Annotated in this window: 16 protein-coding genes; 13 read left to right on the top strand and 3 right to left on the bottom strand. The window is 61.2% G+C overall.

Translation table 11 applies throughout. The features are described from left to right. The first annotated feature begins 53 nt into the window (after positions 1–53). The 11 genes from Q8L50_RS15680 (at position 54) to Q8L50_RS15630 (ending at position 11,988) form a co-directional block, all read left to right on the top strand. Positions 54–1,013 (top strand): tripartite tricarboxylate transporter substrate binding protein, encoded by a 960-nt coding sequence (locus Q8L50_RS15680; protein WP_305349570.1) that lies wholly within the window; start codon positions 54–56, stop codon positions 1,011–1,013. A 155-nt stretch (positions 1,014–1,168) separates the two neighbouring features. After that, positions 1,169–1,681, top strand: coding sequence for a tripartite tricarboxylate transporter TctB family protein (locus Q8L50_RS15675; protein ID WP_305349569.1), 513 nt, complete (start codon positions 1,169–1,171; stop codon positions 1,679–1,681). A 3-nt stretch (positions 1,682–1,684) separates the two neighbouring features. Further along, positions 1,685–3,187: a tripartite tricarboxylate transporter permease gene (locus Q8L50_RS15670; protein ID WP_305349568.1), complete on the top strand. Its 1,503-nt coding sequence runs from the start codon at positions 1,685–1,687 to the stop codon at positions 3,185–3,187. Positions 3,188–3,328: 141 nt separating this feature from the next. Continuing rightward, positions 3,329–4,828, top strand: coding sequence for a sigma-54-dependent Fis family transcriptional regulator (locus Q8L50_RS15665; protein ID WP_305349567.1), 1,500 nt, complete (start codon positions 3,329–3,331; stop codon positions 4,826–4,828). Between the two features lie 146 nt (positions 4,829–4,974). Continuing rightward, the gene (locus Q8L50_RS15660; RefSeq protein ID WP_305349566.1) at positions 4,975–6,168 is read left to right on the top strand and encodes a substrate-binding domain-containing protein; all 1,194 of its coding nucleotides are present in this window, start codon (positions 4,975–4,977) and stop codon (positions 6,166–6,168) included. 155 nt (positions 6,169–6,323) lie between these two features. Next, positions 6,324–7,097, top strand: coding sequence for an ABC transporter ATP-binding protein (locus Q8L50_RS15655; RefSeq protein ID WP_305349565.1), 774 nt, complete (start codon positions 6,324–6,326; stop codon positions 7,095–7,097). Next, positions 7,094–7,819 carry an ABC transporter ATP-binding protein gene (locus Q8L50_RS15650; RefSeq protein WP_305349564.1) on the top strand — a complete coding sequence of 242 codons (726 nt, stop codon included), beginning with the start codon at positions 7,094–7,096 and terminating at the stop codon, positions 7,817–7,819. Before Q8L50_RS15655 ends, Q8L50_RS15650 begins: the two co-directional genes overlap by 4 nt. Further along, positions 7,816–8,799 carry a branched-chain amino acid ABC transporter permease gene (locus tag Q8L50_RS15645; protein ID WP_305349563.1) on the top strand — a complete coding sequence of 328 codons (984 nt, stop codon included), beginning with the start codon at positions 7,816–7,818 and terminating at the stop codon, positions 8,797–8,799. The genes Q8L50_RS15650 and Q8L50_RS15645 overlap by 4 nt, the downstream gene beginning before the upstream one ends. 10 nt (positions 8,800–8,809) lie before the next feature. Further along, entirely contained in the window at positions 8,810–9,901 is a 1,092-nt protein-coding gene (locus Q8L50_RS15640; RefSeq protein WP_305349562.1) for a branched-chain amino acid ABC transporter permease, read from the top strand. A 30-nt stretch (positions 9,902–9,931) separates the two neighbouring features. Then, entirely contained in the window at positions 9,932–11,071 is a 1,140-nt protein-coding gene (locus Q8L50_RS15635; RefSeq protein ID WP_305349561.1) for an ABC transporter substrate-binding protein, read from the top strand. 50 nt (positions 11,072–11,121) lie between these two features. After that, positions 11,122–11,988, top strand: coding sequence for an alpha/beta fold hydrolase (locus Q8L50_RS15630; RefSeq protein ID WP_305349560.1), 867 nt, complete (start codon positions 11,122–11,124; stop codon positions 11,986–11,988). 126 nt (positions 11,989–12,114) lie between these two features. On the opposite strand, the gene Q8L50_RS15625 is transcribed toward Q8L50_RS15630, so the two are convergent. The 3 genes from Q8L50_RS15625 to Q8L50_RS15615 are packed head-to-tail and all read right to left on the bottom strand — an operon-like array spanning position 12,115 to position 13,534. Beyond that, positions 12,115–12,516, bottom strand: a complete 402-nt coding sequence (locus Q8L50_RS15625) for a hypothetical protein (RefSeq protein ID WP_305349559.1) — start codon at positions 12,514–12,516, stop codon at positions 12,115–12,117. A 45-nt stretch (positions 12,517–12,561) separates the two neighbouring features. Then, positions 12,562–12,795 (bottom strand): hypothetical protein, encoded by a 234-nt coding sequence (locus Q8L50_RS15620; protein WP_305349558.1) that lies wholly within the window; start codon positions 12,793–12,795, stop codon positions 12,562–12,564. 46 nt (positions 12,796–12,841) lie between these two features. Then, positions 12,842–13,534 carry a ProQ/FINO family protein gene (locus Q8L50_RS15615; protein WP_305349557.1) on the bottom strand — a complete coding sequence of 231 codons (693 nt, stop codon included), beginning with the start codon at positions 13,532–13,534 and terminating at the stop codon, positions 12,842–12,844. A gap of 173 nt (positions 13,535–13,707) precedes the next feature. Here Q8L50_RS15615 and Q8L50_RS15610 point away from each other — a divergent pair, with 173 nt between their 5' ends. Further along, the gene (locus Q8L50_RS15610; protein ID WP_305349556.1) at positions 13,708–14,487 is read left to right on the top strand and encodes a DUF4189 domain-containing protein; all 780 of its coding nucleotides are present in this window, start codon (positions 13,708–13,710) and stop codon (positions 14,485–14,487) included. Between the two features lie 75 nt (positions 14,488–14,562). Next, the coding region (locus Q8L50_RS15605; protein WP_305349555.1) for a tetratricopeptide repeat protein at positions 14,563–15,413 on the top strand (851 nt) is incomplete at its 3' end.

Here is a 15,413-nt window from a genome sequence, read left to right as displayed (position 1 = left end):
GGAGCATGATCGGAGAGTTAGCACTCATCACCAACCACCAGCAGGAGACATACATGCGCCGCGATACCTTTCTCAAATCCCTGGCCGCTCTGGCCGCCTCGGGTGCCTTCCCCCTTTCTGCCCTGGCTGCGGCCAATGTGAAGATGATGGTTCCAGCCAACCCCGGTGGCGGCTGGGACACCACAGGCCGCGCCCTCGGCAAGGCCCTGACGGACTCGGGCGCGGCGTCTAGCGTCACCTATGACAACAAGGGCGGCGCCGCAGGCGCGCTGGGCCTGGCCCAATTCATCAACGGCAGCAAGGGTGACCCCAACGCGCTGATGGTGATGGGTGCCGTGATGCTGGGCGGCCTGATCACCGGCAAGCCACCGGTCAGCCTGTCTCAGGTCACGCCTGTCGCACGCCTGACCAGCGAGTACAACGTGTTTGTGCTGCCCGCCAACTCGCCTTTCAAGACCATGGCCGACGTTGTCGCCCAGCTCAAGAAAGACCCCGGCAGCGTCAAGTGGGGTGGTGGTTCGCGCGGCTCTACCGAGCACATTGCTGCGGCCATGATTGCGCGCGAAGTGGGTGTGGATCCGTCCAAGATCAACTACGTTGCCTTCCGTGGCGGCGGTGAGGCCACGGCAGCCATCCTGGGCGGCAACGTCACGATCGGCGGCAGTGGTTACAGCGAATTTTCGGAATACATCGCTACCGGGAAAATGACAGCCCTGGCCGTCACGTCCGACACCCGCCTCAAGGGTGTCAACGTGCCGACGCTCAAGGAGCAGGGCATCCCTGTGGTGATCGGCAACTGGCGCGGCGTTTATGGCGCGCCAGGCATCTCGGCCGCCGAGCGCCAGGTGCTGACGGACATGGTTCTCAAAGCCGTCAAGTCCAAGAGCTGGACCGAGGCCCTGGAGAAGAACAACTGGACACCTGCCGTCCTCACCGGCGCCGCCTTCGACAAGTTTGTCGATGACGACATGGCCAGCCTGCGTGCCACCATGGTCAAGTCGGGCATGGTCTAAATCCTGCCCCCTCCGTCCGGCCGCTGCCTGTCATGGGTGGCGGCCTGGCGGGCAGAACCGGCAGACCTTTTTTTTCGACAACTCTGTTCGATGCATGACGGCGTGGCGTTCCTGCGTCTGATCGGCAGCAGTTTCATTTTCCGGATTGGCAAGCCATGACCCAAGCTCAGGTTCCTTTTCACGCCCAGACTCTGGTCGGCGCCGGCATTGTTCTACTTGCTCTCGGCCTGGCGGCGGGGGCCGTCAGTATCCCCTCGGCGGCCGGGTACGGCGGCGTGGGTCCCAATTTCCTGCCCTGGCTGGTGGCGGCGGCCCTGCTGGTGTGCGGTTGTTTCATGGTCTGGGAGGCTCGCACCGGCGGGTTTCGCTCCCTGGATGAGCCCGCGGGCGCCGACCATGGCAACTGGACAGGTTTTGCCTGGGTCTCGGCCGGTCTGCTGTCCAATGCGGCGCTGATCACCACCATTGGTTTCATCTTGAGTTGCACACTGTGTTTTGTGTTTGCGGTCCAGGGGCTGCGCGGTGCCGCGGGCCAGACCGACCGGCGGCCGGTTGCCTGGTTCAAGGACGCGGCGATCGGGCTGGCGATTTCAGCGCCTGTGTTCTGGATGTTCACCAAATTCCTGGCGATCAATTTGCCCGGTCTCACTTCATCGGGCTGGTTGTAAATCATGGATATTCTTAACCAGCTGATGCAGGGCTTTGCCACTGCAGCTACCCCGATCAACCTGCTATGGTGTTTTGTCGGCTGTGCGCTCGGCACGGCCATCGGTGTCTTGCCCGGCATCGGTCCGGCAGTCGCGGTGGCCATGTTGCTGCCTATCACCGCCAAGGTGGAGGCCACGGCTTCCATGATATTTTTTGCCGGTATCTATTACGGCGCCATGTATGGCGGCTCCACCACATCCATCCTGCTCAACACGCCCGGGGAGACAGCGAGCATGGTCACGGCCATGGAGGGCAACCGGATGGCCAAGAGCGGGCGTGCCGGTGCGGCGCTGGCCACGGCTGCGGTAGGGTCGTTTATCGCGGGCACGATTGCCACCGTGCTGGTTACCTTGTTTGCGCCTGTGGTGGCGGAACTTGCCGTCAAGCTCGGACCGCCCGAGTACTTCATGCTGATGGTTCTGGCCTTCACTACGGTCAGTGCCGTGCTGGGTAAAAGCACGGTGCGCGGCATGACGGCCCTGTTTATCGGACTCGCAGCGGGTCTGGTCGGGCTGGACCAGATATCCGGTCAGGCGCGTTATACCGGCGGTGTGCCGGAGTTGCTGGATGGTATTGAAATTGTCCTGGTCGCCGTCGGTTTGTTCGCCGTGGCCGAAGCGATGTACGCCGTGCTTTACGAGGGCAGGGTAGTCGAGTCACAGAACAAGATGAGCCGGGTACACATGACCGGCAAGGACTGGCGCCGCTCCTGGCCCGCCTGGCTGCGCGGGACGGCCATCGGCGCGCCGTTTGGCTGCATACCCGCAGGGGGCACCGAGATTCCGACCTTTCTGAGTTATGCCACCGAGAAAAAGCTGGCCAAAGAAGGGGATCGGGCCGAGTTCGGTACGGCCGGTGCCATCGAAGGCGTGGCCGGCCCGGAGGCCGCCAACAATGCCACGGTCACCATGGCCATGATCCCTCTGCTGACGCTGGGTATTCCGACATCGAACACCACGGCCATTTTGCTGGGCGCTTTTCAGAACTACGGCATCCAGCCAGGGCCGCAGTTGTTCACATCGTCGGCCACCCTGGTGTGGGCGCTCATCGCGTCGCTGTACATTGGCAATGTGATGTTGCTGGTGCTGAACCTGCCCATGGTCGGGCTGTGGGTCAAGCTGCTGAAGATTCCCAAGCCTTATCTGTACGCGGGCATCCTGATTTTTGCCACCGTCGGTGTGTATGGCATGCGGCAAAGTGCTTTCGATCTGTTTTTGTTGTATGGCATTGGCGTGCTGGGTGTATTGATGCGCCGCTTCGACTTTCCGACCGCGCCGGTGGTAGTCGGCATGATTCTGGGGCCCCTGGCCGAAGCGCAGCTGCGCAATGCCATGTCGATAGGCGAGGGCAGTGCAATGGTGTTTTTGCAGCGCCCGGTCTCGGTGATCCTGATCGTGGTGGTGCTCGCGGTGCTGATCTTGCCGCGCCTGGCCAAACGCTGGTCTGCGCGGCGGCTTGCTGCCTGAGTCGATGTTTCAAGTCAAAATGGCTTGCAGCCCATGAATGGCGAGCGTAAGCAGCTATAAAAAGAAGAGCGACCTGAGTGCTTCCCCTTGCTCAGCGGCTGCTTGACCGGCGCCCGTTTGGCGGCACGCTACCATCAGCGCATGCAACACCCAGAGACATCACCGCACGGCTTGCCGCTGGATGCCCAGAGCATTCTGGAACTGGCGGCGCGGTCCATGTTCCACCTGTTTTCCAGCATCAGCCAGGGCATGTTCCTGGTGGACCGCACCGGGCGTATTGTCTGGGTCAACGAGGGCTACAAGCGTTTTCTGCCAGCGCTGGGTTTTTCGTCGGTGGAGCAGTTTGTCGGCCACATGGTGGAAGAGGTCATTCCGAACACGCAGATGCGACGGGTGCTGGAAACCGGCGAAGCCTTCCTGATCGACCTGCTGACGAATCGCGCCGGCACTTTTGTCGTGAGCCGCATCCCGCTGCGCGACGAAAGCGGCGACGACATCATTGGCGCCATCGGCATCGTGCTGTTCGACCACCCCGAAACCACGCTGCAGCCGCTGATCAGCAAGTTTGCGCTGTTGCACCGCGACCTCGACGACGCACGCCGCGAGCTGGCCAGCCAGCGCCTGCAGCACACCGGCGGCCAGCGCCAGTCCAAACACACGTTTGCAAGTTTCATCGGCACCAGCCCGGCGGCGGTTGAGGTCAAGCGTCAGGCTCGCCGTGCTGCGCAGACCACCAGCCCGGTGCTGCTGCTGGGGGAAACCGGTACCGGCAAGGAGTTGCTGGCGCACGCCATCCACGCGGCATCCAGCCGCGCGCGTGGACCCTTCATCAGCGTCAACATCGCGGCCGTGCCCGATACCCTGCTGGAAGCCGAGTTTTTTGGTGTGGCACCCGGCGCCTATACCGGTGCTGACCGCAAGGGCCGTGATGGCAAGTTCAAGCTGGCCGACGGCGGCACCTTGTTCCTCGACGAGATCGGCGACATGCCACAAGCGCTGCAGGCCAAGCTGTTGCGCGCGCTGCAGGAGGGCGAGATCGAGCCGCTGGGCTCGAACAAGCTGATTCCTTTTGACGCGCGTCTGATTGCCGCTACCTCGCGAGACCTGGCAGTGCTGGTGCGCGAAGGCAAGTTTCGCGAGGACCTGTTTTACCGACTCAATGTGTTGCCGGTACGCGTGCCGCCGTTGCGCGAAAGGCGCTCCGATATTCCTGCGCTGCTGGAAGTGCTGGGCGAAGAGATGGCGCTGCGCAGCGGTGACCGCCAGCCCGAGTTGTCTGCCGATGCGCTGGCGCTGCTGTCGGCGCAGACCTGGCGCGGCAACATACGGGAACTGCGCAACGTGCTGGAGCAGGCCGCCATGCGCAGCGACTCGGCCAACATTGACCGCGTGCAATTCGAGCAGGTTCTCAAGGAGGCAGGCATCGAACGTATTGCCCCGGCGCCGGTAGCGCTGGACGGCACGGGTGCGTCGATGTCCGACCCGCTGCGGCCGCTGGCCGAGCAGATTGCGCAGGTCGAGCGCCGGGCGATTGTCGCCGCCATGGAGGCCACAGGCGGCAACAAGCTGGCGGCTTCCCGCTTGCTCGGAATCTCCCGCGCGAAGCTGTATGAACGTCTGGATAACCCTGATCGAAAGTAATACAAATGTCTAAAATAAATACAACTTTATTGCATTTATTTCAGGCAATTTGGTGGGGTCGTAATAAAATCCCCATATAAATCAATGACTTGAAGCTGGCACGACCTGTGCGTTCCTGGTGCGTAACCCACAACAGGAGACATTCCATGTACCGTCGCACTCTGATCGCGCTTGCCGCCATCGCCACTACCCTGGCTTCGCCGCTGGCCCTGAGCCAGTCCAAAGAGATCAAGATCGCCATCATTGCCAGCAAGACGGGCCCGCTCGAGGCTTATGCGAAGCAGACCATCACGGGATTCCACATGGGACTGAACTACGCCACAGGCGGCACCATGATGGTGGCGGGCAAGAAGCTCGTGGTGATCGAGAAGGACGATCAAGGCAAGCCCGACGTGGGCAAGGCGGCGCTGGCTGCAGCTTATGCCGATGAAAAAGTGGACATCGCCGTAGGCCCCACCGCCTCGCCAGTGGCGCTGGCCATGCTGCCGGTGGCCGAGGAATACAAGAAGATCCTGCTGGTCGAGCCTGCCGTAGCCGACAGCATCACCGGCGACAAGTGGAACAAGTACATCTTTCGCACCGGCCGCAATTCCAGCCAGGATGCCGCTGCCAACGCCGTGGCGCTGGACCAGCCGGGCAGTGTGGTCGCCATTTTGGCCAACGACAACGCTTTCGGTCGCGATGGTGTGAAGGCTGCCAAGTCGTTCATGAAAAACGCCAAGATTGTTCATGAAGAGTACCTGCGAGTGGGCACCACCGACTTTACGGCGGGCCTGCAGCGCATTGTGGACAAGCTCAAGGACCAGCCGGGCAAGAAGTATCTGTCGGTGGGCTGGTCGGGCAGCCCGACGCCGTTCCCGAAGATCGCCGATCTGGACCTTGAAAAGCGCTACGGCATCAAGCTCGCCACGGGTGGCAATATCCTGCCGGCCATGGTGGCCTACAAAAGCTTCCCGGGCATGGAGGGTGCGTTGTACTACTACTTCGGCATCCCCAAGAACCCGGTGAACGATGCGCTGGTGGCCCAGCACTACAGCCAGTTCAAGACTCCGCCGGATTTCTTCACCGCGGGTGGTTTTTCTGCTGCCATGGCGGTTGTCACCGCGCTGAAAAACAGCAAGGGCGACACCAACACCGATACGCTGATCAAAACAATGGAAGGCATGAGCTTTGACACGCCCAAGGGCAAGATGACCTTCCGCAAGGAAGACCACCAGGCCATGCAGAGCATGTTTCACTTCCGCATCAAGGCTGATCCGGCATTTGCCTGGGGCGTTCCCGAGTTGATCCGCGAGATCAAGCCGGAAGAGATGAACATCCCCATTCTCAACAAGCGCTAAAACAGCGTGCTCGGCTACTGCGCGCGCCGATAGCGGCGTTGCGCAGTGCTCGAAATCCTCACGTACCTGAGTACGTTCCGGTTCCTGCGCGCTGCGCGCCTTGCTCTCGACCCGCTCGCTACGCCGCTCCCGCTGTTTTGGGGGACACAGAAAACATGCTTCAAACCAAAGAACTCACGATCCGCTTTGGCGGCCACGTGGCGGTGAATGCCGTGACCTGCTCCTTCGAGCCTGGCACGCTCACGGCCATCGTCGGCCCCAATGGCGCGGGCAAAACGACCTATTTCAATTTGATCTCTGGTCAACTCAAGGCCAGCAGCGGCACGGTCACTCTCAATGGCCGGGAGCTTTCAGGCATGAGCACCTCGGCGCGTACACATGCCGGTCTGGGCCGGGCTTTTCAGCTGACGAATCTGTTTCCCAACCTCACGGTGCTGGAAAACGTGCGCCTGGCCGTTCAGGCGACGCGCCACGGTCCGCACCGGCGCGGTTTGAACCTGTGGAGCATCTGGAGCGACCACAAGGCGCTGGTGCACAGGGCCGAAGAAATTCTTGAGGCTGTGGCCATGGAGAGCAAGGCGCAGATGCCGGTGGCCAGCCTGCCGCATGGCGATCAACGCAAGCTGGAAGTGGCCCTGTTAATGGCGCTGGAGGCCCAGGTGTTCATGTTTGACGAGCCGACGGCCGGCATGAGCACCGACGAGGCGCCGGTAATTCTCAACCTGATTCGCCAACTCAAGCAGGACAAGAGCAAAACCATTTTGCTGGTGGAGCACAAGATGGACGTGGTGCGCGAACTGGCCGACCGCATCATCGTGCTGCACAACGGCGCGCTGGTGGCAGACGGCGAGCCGGCAGAGGTGATTGCCTCGCCGGTGGTGCAGGAAGCGTACCTGGGCATCGCCCCCGAGAAGGAGGCAGTGCCATGAACGCCAATCTTCTGGCCCTCGAAGGCGTACACACCCACATTGGCGCGTACCACATCCTGCATGGCGTGAATCTGGCCATACCGAAAGGGCAGCTCACCATGCTGCTGGGGCGCAACGGCGCCGGCAAAACCACCACGCTGCGCACCATCATGGGTTTGTGGCAAGCGTCGCAGGGCAAGGTGACCTTCGGCGGACGCGACATCACACAGCTCAACACGCCGCAAATTGCCGGGATGAATATTGCCTACGTGCCCGAAAGCATGGGCATTTTTTCGGACCTCACCGTCAAGGAAAACATGCTGCTGGCCGCACGCAGTGCCAAACGTGCCAGCCAGATGGACGAAGACCGCCTGAAGTGGATCTTCTCGCTGTTTCCGGCGGTTGAGAAATTCTGGAACCACCCGGCCGGCAAATTGTCGGGTGGGCAAAAACAGATGCTGGCGGTGGCACGTGCCATTGTCGAACCGCGTGAGCTCTTGATCGTCGACGAGCCCAGCAAGGGCCTCGCACCGGCCATCATCAACAACATGATCGACGCGTTTGCGCAGCTCAAGGCCAGCGGCGTGACGATTTTGCTGGTGGAGCAGAACATCAGCTTTGCCAAACGCCTGGGCGACACCGTCGCCGTGATGGACAACGGGGTGGTTGTTCACGCCGGGTCCATGGCCGAACTGGCCGAAGACGCTGCCCTGCAGCAATCTCTCCTGGGGCTCGCGATATGAAAACTCCTGATTTCGACTGGAAGCCCTTGGCGCTGGTACCAGTGCTGGCGGTGGGGATTTTTCCCTTCATAGGCTCCGGCTCCACCTGGCTCACCTTGACGGTGGCAGGGCTCGCCATGGGCATGATCATTTTCATCATCGCCTCGGGCCTGACGCTGGTATTCGGCCTGATGGATGTGCTCAATTTCGGCCACGGTGTGTTTATTGCGTTGGGCGCTTTTGTGGCCACCAGCGTGCTGGGTGCGATGGGTGACTACACGCAAAGCGAGTCGATGCTGCGCAACATGCTGGCCGTGTTGCCTGCGATGGTGGTGGCCATGCTGGTGGCGGGTGCCGTGGGCCTGGTGTTTGAGCGTTTCATCGTGCGACCGGTTTACGGCCAGCACCTCAAGCAGATTCTCATCACCATGGGCGGCATGATCATCGGCGAAGAACTGATCAAGGTGGTCTGGGGGCCGGCGCAAATTGCTCTGCCCATGCCCGAAGGCATGCGTGGCTCACTGCTGTTCGGTGATGCGGCGATTGAAAAATACCGCCTCATCGCTGTGACCGTGGGCCTGGTGGTGTTCGGCATCCTGGCCTGGACGCTGGCGCGCACCAAGGTTGGCCTGCTGATCCGCGCCGGCGTGCAGGACCGCGAGATGGTCGAGTCGCTGGGCTACCGCATCAAACGCCTGTTTATCGGTGTGTTTGTGGTGGGTAGCGCGCTGGCCGGCCTGGGCGGCGTGATGTGGGGCCTGTACCAGCAGAGCGTGACCCCGCAAATGGGCGCGCAGGTCAACGTGTTGATATTTATCGTCATCATCATTGGTGGCCTGGGTTCCACCGGCGGCGCGCTGATAGGCGCCTTGCTGGTCGGCCTGATGGCCAACTACACCGGTTTCCTGGCACCCAAGGTCGCGTTGTTTTCCAACATCGCGCTGATGGCTGCGGTGCTCTTGTGGCGGCCCCAGGGCATTTACCCCGTGACCAACCGCTGAGGACCAGGCCATGAACAAAATCCTCACACGTCTGGTTTCTGGCGACTTCCCGCGCAACCGCGTGCTGGCCGTGATTCTGGTCGGCCTCTTGCTGGCGCTGGCTTTTGCACCCTTCATTTTCCCCGGCGTCAAGGCGCTCAACGTGGCCGCCAAGGTGCTGATTTTTATCGTGCTGGTCGCCAGCTTTGACTTGCTGCTCGGCTACACCGGCATTGTCAGTTTTGCGCACACCATGTTTTTCGGCATTGGTGCTTATGGCATTGCGGTGGCCACCAGCCACATGGGCCCGACCTGGGCGGCGCTGGCCGTGGGCCTGATTTGCGCGCTGTCGCTGTCGTTTGTGCTGTCGCTGGCGGTCGGTCTTTTTTCGCTGCGGGTAAAGGCCATCTTTTTTGCCATGATCACGCTGGCTGTGGCGTCGGCCTTCCAGACGCTGGCCTCGCAGCTGTCGGAAATAACCGGCGGCGAAGACGGCCTGAGCTTCAAGGTGCCCGCGTTGCTGTCGCCCAGCACGGAGTTTTTTGAGCAGCCTTTTCTCGGCGTGTCCATCGACGGGCGTCTGCTGACTTACTACCTGCTGTTTGTGGTCACCCTGGTGCTGTTATTGAGCCTGCTGCGTATCGTCAACTCGCCTTTTGGCCGCGTGCTGCAGGCCATCCGCGAAAACGAGTTCCGCGCCGAGGCCATCGGTTACCGCGTGGTGGTCTACCGCACCACCTCCAGTGTGCTGTCCGCACTGTTTGCGACCATGGCCGGCGCCATGCTGGCACTCTGGCTGCGCTACAACGGGCCGGACACTTCACTCTCGTTCGAAATCATGATCGACGTGTTGCTGATTGTCGTGATCGGCGGCATGGGCACGATTTACGGCGCTGCCATTGGTGCCGCGCTGTTTCTGGTGGCCCAGAGTTATCTGCAGGACTTGCTGCGCCTGGGCAGCGAGGCCGCTTCCGGCTTGCCCTGGCTGGCCGCATTGTTGTCGCCAGACCGCTGGCTGCTCTGGCTGGGCCTGCTGTTTGTTTTATCGGTGTATTACTTTCCCACCGGCGTTGTGGGGCGGCTCAGGGCCGTACGTGCTCAGGGACTTTCCAAACGGACCTGATGGCAGGCCACAAGCAGGAGACAAACAATCATGAAAACTTTCAACACATGGGGCAGGCAGGCTGCGGCGGCGCTGGCACTGAGCGCCCTGACGGGCCTGGCGGTGTCTGCAGACCTGGTGATCGGACAGGTTGCACCATTGTCTGGCGTGCTCGCCAGCACAGGCCACCAGATGGTGGTCGGTGGCAAGATCTACTTTGAGCACATCAATGCCCAGGGTGGCATCCACGGTGCCAAAATCAGGCACGAGGTGGTGGACGACGGCTACAAAGTGCCCGAGACGGTGCGCCTGACGCGCGAGCTGCTGGCCAGGCCCGAAGTGGTGGCCTTGTTTGGTTTTGCCGGCACTGCCAATGTGACCCAGTTGCTCAAGGACGGTGTGCTCGACGTGGGCGGCGCTGCGCTGGTGGCGCCTTACACCGGCGGCGAGTCGCTGCGCAACCCGTTCAACCCCTGGATATTCCACGTGCGCGCCGGTTATGCCGACGAAGCCGAACACATGGTGCAGCAGGTGACCACCCTGGGCATGAGCCGCGTTGCCGTGATGTACCAGGACGACGGGTTCGGCAAGGCCGGTCTGCTGGGTGTCGAGAATGCACTGACCAAACGCCAGCTGAAGCTGGCCGCTTCCGCCGGGTATGAGCGCAACACCGACAAGGTGGAAGAGGCGGTCAAAACCATCAAGGCTTCGGATGCGCAGGCCATCATCATGATCTCGGTCAATAAATCCACGGCGGCTTTTGTCAAGCTGTACCGTGAGAGCGGTGGGGGCGCGCAGCTGTACAACATCTCGGTGGTGGACCCGGCCGAACTGGTCAAGCTGGCCGGCCTGAAAAATGCCCATGGATTGGGCATCAGCCAGGTGGTGCCTTACCCCTTCATGCCGAACATACCGGTGGTGCGCGAGTACCAGGCGCTGCTGAAAAAGTACGCACCCAAGGAAGTTGTCAATTACACGAGTTTTGAGGAATTTGTCGGTGCCAAGGTGCTGGTGGAGGCGTTGCGCCGCGCCGGCCCCAATCCGACACGCGCCAAGGTGGTCAAGGCCCTGGAAGGCATGAACAGCTACGACACCGGTGGCGTGACCGTCAACTACTCGCCCAGCAACCGCATTGGTTCACGTTACGTGGAAGTTACTGTCATCGGCAGCACCGGCAAGTTGCTGAAGTAAATAGAGGCGGCGGCGTGCTCACGAGAATCCATCCCACAGAGTCCGACAGCATGTCCTTCACGTCGAATTATCTCAGCTGCGCTGGGCGCGAGATCCACTACACCGAGTGGGGTGCGCAACACAACGCCACCGTGATCGCCTGGCACGGCCTGGCCCGCACCGGGCGCGACATGGACGAACTGGCGGCGCACCTGAGCACGCGTTACCGGGTGATTTGCCCCGACACGATTGGGCGGGGCCTGAGCCAGTGGAGCCCGGACCCTAAAAGCGAATACCAGCTGTCGTTTTACGCACACATCGCGGCAGATCTGTTTGATCAGCTCGATATCGACAAGGCGCACTGGGTGGGTACGTCGATGGGCGGCGCGATTGGTACTGTCTGCGCGTCCGGCCTGTTTCAGCCCCAGCTCAAGGACCGCATTGTGAGTCTGGTGCTCAATGACACCGCACCCCGGATTGCCGATGCGGCGATAGAGCGCATCAAGTCCTACGCCGGTAACCCACCGGCCTTCGACACCATGCTGGAGCTTGAAAAGTTTTTCAGGCAGGTGTACAAGCCCTATGGCTGGCTCAGCGACGCGCAATGGCGCCGCCTGACCGAAACCTCCACCCGCCGCCTGCCCGATGGCCGCGTGACGCCGCATTACGACCCGGCCATGGTGCAACAGTTCACCCATCACCCGGATGACTACCTGGTGTGGGACCACTACGACGCGCTGATGATTCCGGTGTTATGCCTGCGCGGCGCTGAATCCGACCTGGTGCTGCGTGACACCACCGCCGAGATGCTGACGCGCGGGCCAGGCGCGATGGGTTTGACGCAGGTGGTGGAGATCGAAGGTTGCGGCCATGCACCGGCGCTGAATGTGCCGGACCAGCTGGAGCGCGTAGCGGCCTTTGTGGATGCGGCGCAATGAGACGCCGGGCTTGATCAAGCCTGGAAGTTTGGCTCCCTTTGGGGTCGAAGCGGCTTCCAGCCCTTGCCAAAAAAGCGTAAACAGCTATTGTTTCAATAGCGTTTAGTGGCGATCTGATCGCAGATCTCAGTGACCAGCCGTCCCGACTGCGCGGCGCGAACTGGCCAGATAGGCGAGAAAATACAGCACCACCACCGTGTCAAAAACGACGGCAAGCCCGGCCTTGCCCAGATACTGGCTCCCCAGAGTGAGCACCAGTGTGATGAAGACAATTTTGCTGGCAACCGCCACCACCAGGATGAAGTGGCGGTGCACCGGCTGCAAAGCGCCATAGATCAGCATGGCCCCTATCAGGGTGATGAGTGCGCCCCAATTGCGCACAACGATCTCAGCCAGTGGCCCGCTGATGGACGCTCCGAATGTGCTGAGCAAGGCCGCTTGCGGCGCGATAGCGGCGTAGATCATGGTGCAGGTCAGCGCACCAGATACCAGCATGACCCATTTGATGGATTTGGAAAAAATGTTCATTCAGACCTCCAGTTTTTTTGATGCGATGGGCGCGTGATGGATCTCTCAAGCCGAAAGCAGTGTGGCCGAGATCAAGGCCAGGTCAAGCGTATCAAAGCTGCTGTTGTGCCGCTCGGTCAAGGGGCCACCGCCCGGAATGACTTCACCCTGAATGCCATAACCGACGGCCTTGAATTTCCATCGTCCCCCGATCAGTTTGAGGTTTCCCAGGTGGTCACCCTGGCTGGACAGCAGGCGGTACACGCCGTCATTGACCTCGCTGATCGTCAGGGGTTTCAAAAGCGATCACCTCCCCGTGTCGGTGGGGCTGCTGTGACGGCCATAGTCAGGCCTTGATCGCGGCGGCGAGCTCGCGCCTGTCGATGCCGTACATGTCGACAAACTCATCGGCGCTTTTCCCGCTGCTCTCGAAGGTGCGGCGCAGGGCTTCGCGTTTGGCCAGCTGTTGCTCGCGCTCGGCAAAGGCTTCTTCCAGCAGGGCGGTTGCGGCCACGTCGCCGGTTTGTACCTTTGCCTGGTAGTCCTGTCGGCTCAGGCCGCTAGCTTCATAGGCGGCCATTAACTGCGCGCGAAATTTGGGTCGAAGGTCTTCCCGAGCGCGGACCTGCCGGCGGCGGAACAGCTCGAGCAGCGTCAGGTACACATGTTCCGGTGCTACGTCTTCAACCGGGTTGCCTTGCAGGTCGTGGCGTTTGTAACCGGCGGCCACACATTGCAGGTAGCGGGTGGAGCGGGTGTGAAAACCCAACGCAGCCTTCAGGCTTTCGCGCTGAAAATGCTCGGGGTGGGCGGTTAGCAACTCCTGAAAAATACCAAGTTTGAGCGGCCGGAAATCCGCGCCGAACAGCTGCGGGTAAAGCTCGAACAGTTTTGCGAGGACCGGCTGAACGGAGCGGGAGCGCGCCTCAGCCGGTGAGGCCTGGCTCGGGTCAGTGCCTGGGGCAGGCGTGCCAGCCAGCGCGGGCTCGTCAGGGGGAGTGTTGGCGTCGGGCAGGGTTTCGGCTTCTGGGGAGGTCATGGTCATGAGTATCAATATTGCGAGAACCCGTGATTGTCAACCAAACGCCCCGGGCCTATGACCGGCCCCATGTTCATGGGGTGAAGATAGGTGCCCAGTCGTGGTTTTTCCCGCCCTCCGTCACCGATAATTTGGGGGCCTCTCGCTCTTCATTTTTCCAACAGGTAAACACCATGATTTCTGGAATAAAAGCCCTTGCAGTCCGATTTTCTCTCGCAGCTGTCTTTTTGCTGGCGGGCGGTCACGCCATGGCTGCGGGCGCGCTGGCGATAGACAGCCTGCAAGGTGAAAAGTACGGTTTTTCCTTCAACCACCCCAGCATCAATCAGGCGGAGCAACGCGCCATGCGCGAGTGTGGTTCAGATTGCAGTGTGGTGCTCAGGTTCAGCCGTGAATGCGGCGCCTATGCGGCCGACCAGGCCAAGGGTTCCAATGCGTACGGCTGGGCGACTGGCGCCACCAGTGGGGTCGTGCAGCAACGCGCCCTTTCAGAGTGCCGGGCCAAAGGGGGCTCCAGCTGCAAGGTGAGATCATGGGGTTGTGATGCGGTGGCTTCGTCCGATAAAGATTCCGGGTCAAGGGACAACAATTCGGCCAGTACAGAGTTCCAGATGCAGGGCGACTGGCAGGTGGAATATGCGGGATCTGACGGTTTCCCCTACAGCGGCAGTTTGCGGGTCGGTGAAAAAACCGGCAATGGCGTTTACCGGGGCGTGATGGTACTGGCATTCACCAACAACCAGGGCCAGTCCAAGCGGGTCCAGCAGAACACGCTGATCACCGTGCGGGGAAACACGGTCACCATCCAGGGCAGCAATCCGGTTTACCTGCAGGGCTCCGGAAATTACTCGGCCGACGCGTACACCATGAGCATCAGCAATTCCGGCCTGATGAGGGGGCAGAACAATGATGCGGGTGGTGCCGGCGGTTCGGTGGTGATCACCAGAAGGTAATACACCGCGCGATGACTTCCCGAGGATGAGTACGCTGCGCAGAAGCAGCCGGTGCCGGATATAAAATCCGCACGAATGACTACCAGCCGCGCACCTCTTCCGCAGTCCAAGGGCGCATCGGCATCCGGGCAGCAAAAGGCGGTCGCTGAGGCACAACGCATTGCTGCCAAGCTGACCGCCGCCGTCGCCTTGCATCAACAGGGCCGCCTGGCGCAGGCCCGGCTGCTTTATACCGAGATATTGCAGGCGCAGCCGCGCCACTTTGACGCATTGCAGTTGTTGGCCACGATTGCGGTGCAACAAAAAAATCCTTCTGAAGCGCTGGTTTTGTTTGAACACGCATTGAAGATCAATCCCGACAATGCGATTGTCCTGAGCAACCAGGCGTCGGCCTTGCTGAATCTGGGACGCTATGAAGACGCGCTGCAAAGCTGTGATCGCGCGTTGAAAAGTCGGCCTGACTATGCCGAGGCATTGAGCAATCGCGGCAATGCCTTGTGGGCGATGAACCGCGCCGCCGAAGCGTTGCTCAGTTATGACCGAGCGCTTGAGATCAAGCCCGACTATCCCGAGGCACTGAGCAGCCGGGGCGCCGCGCTGCGGACCCTGGGCCGACCGCTGGAGGCGCTGCAGAGTTACGACCGGGCGCTTCAGCTCAGGCCGACCTACGCTGACGCGCTGAACAACCAGGGCGCCGCCCTCCAGGATTTGCAGCATCCCGCCGAGGCGCTGGCCAGCTATGCCCGGGCACAGTCGGTGCAGCCGGTTTATGCCGACGCCCACATGAACGAAGCCCTGTGCCGGCTGATGCTGGGCGAGTTTGAACTGGGTTGGCAGAAATACGAATGGCGCTGGAAGAAAGAGCCAGGCCTGTCGATGGCCAGAAACTTTGCCCAACCCCTGTGGCTGGGCAAAGAGCGGTTGGA

Source organism: Polaromonas sp., from assembly GCF_030680935.1.
In the GTDB taxonomy this organism is placed as follows: domain Bacteria; phylum Pseudomonadota; class Gammaproteobacteria; order Burkholderiales; family Burkholderiaceae_C; genus Polaromonas.
This window is presented reverse-complemented; position numbering and strand designations above follow the sequence as displayed.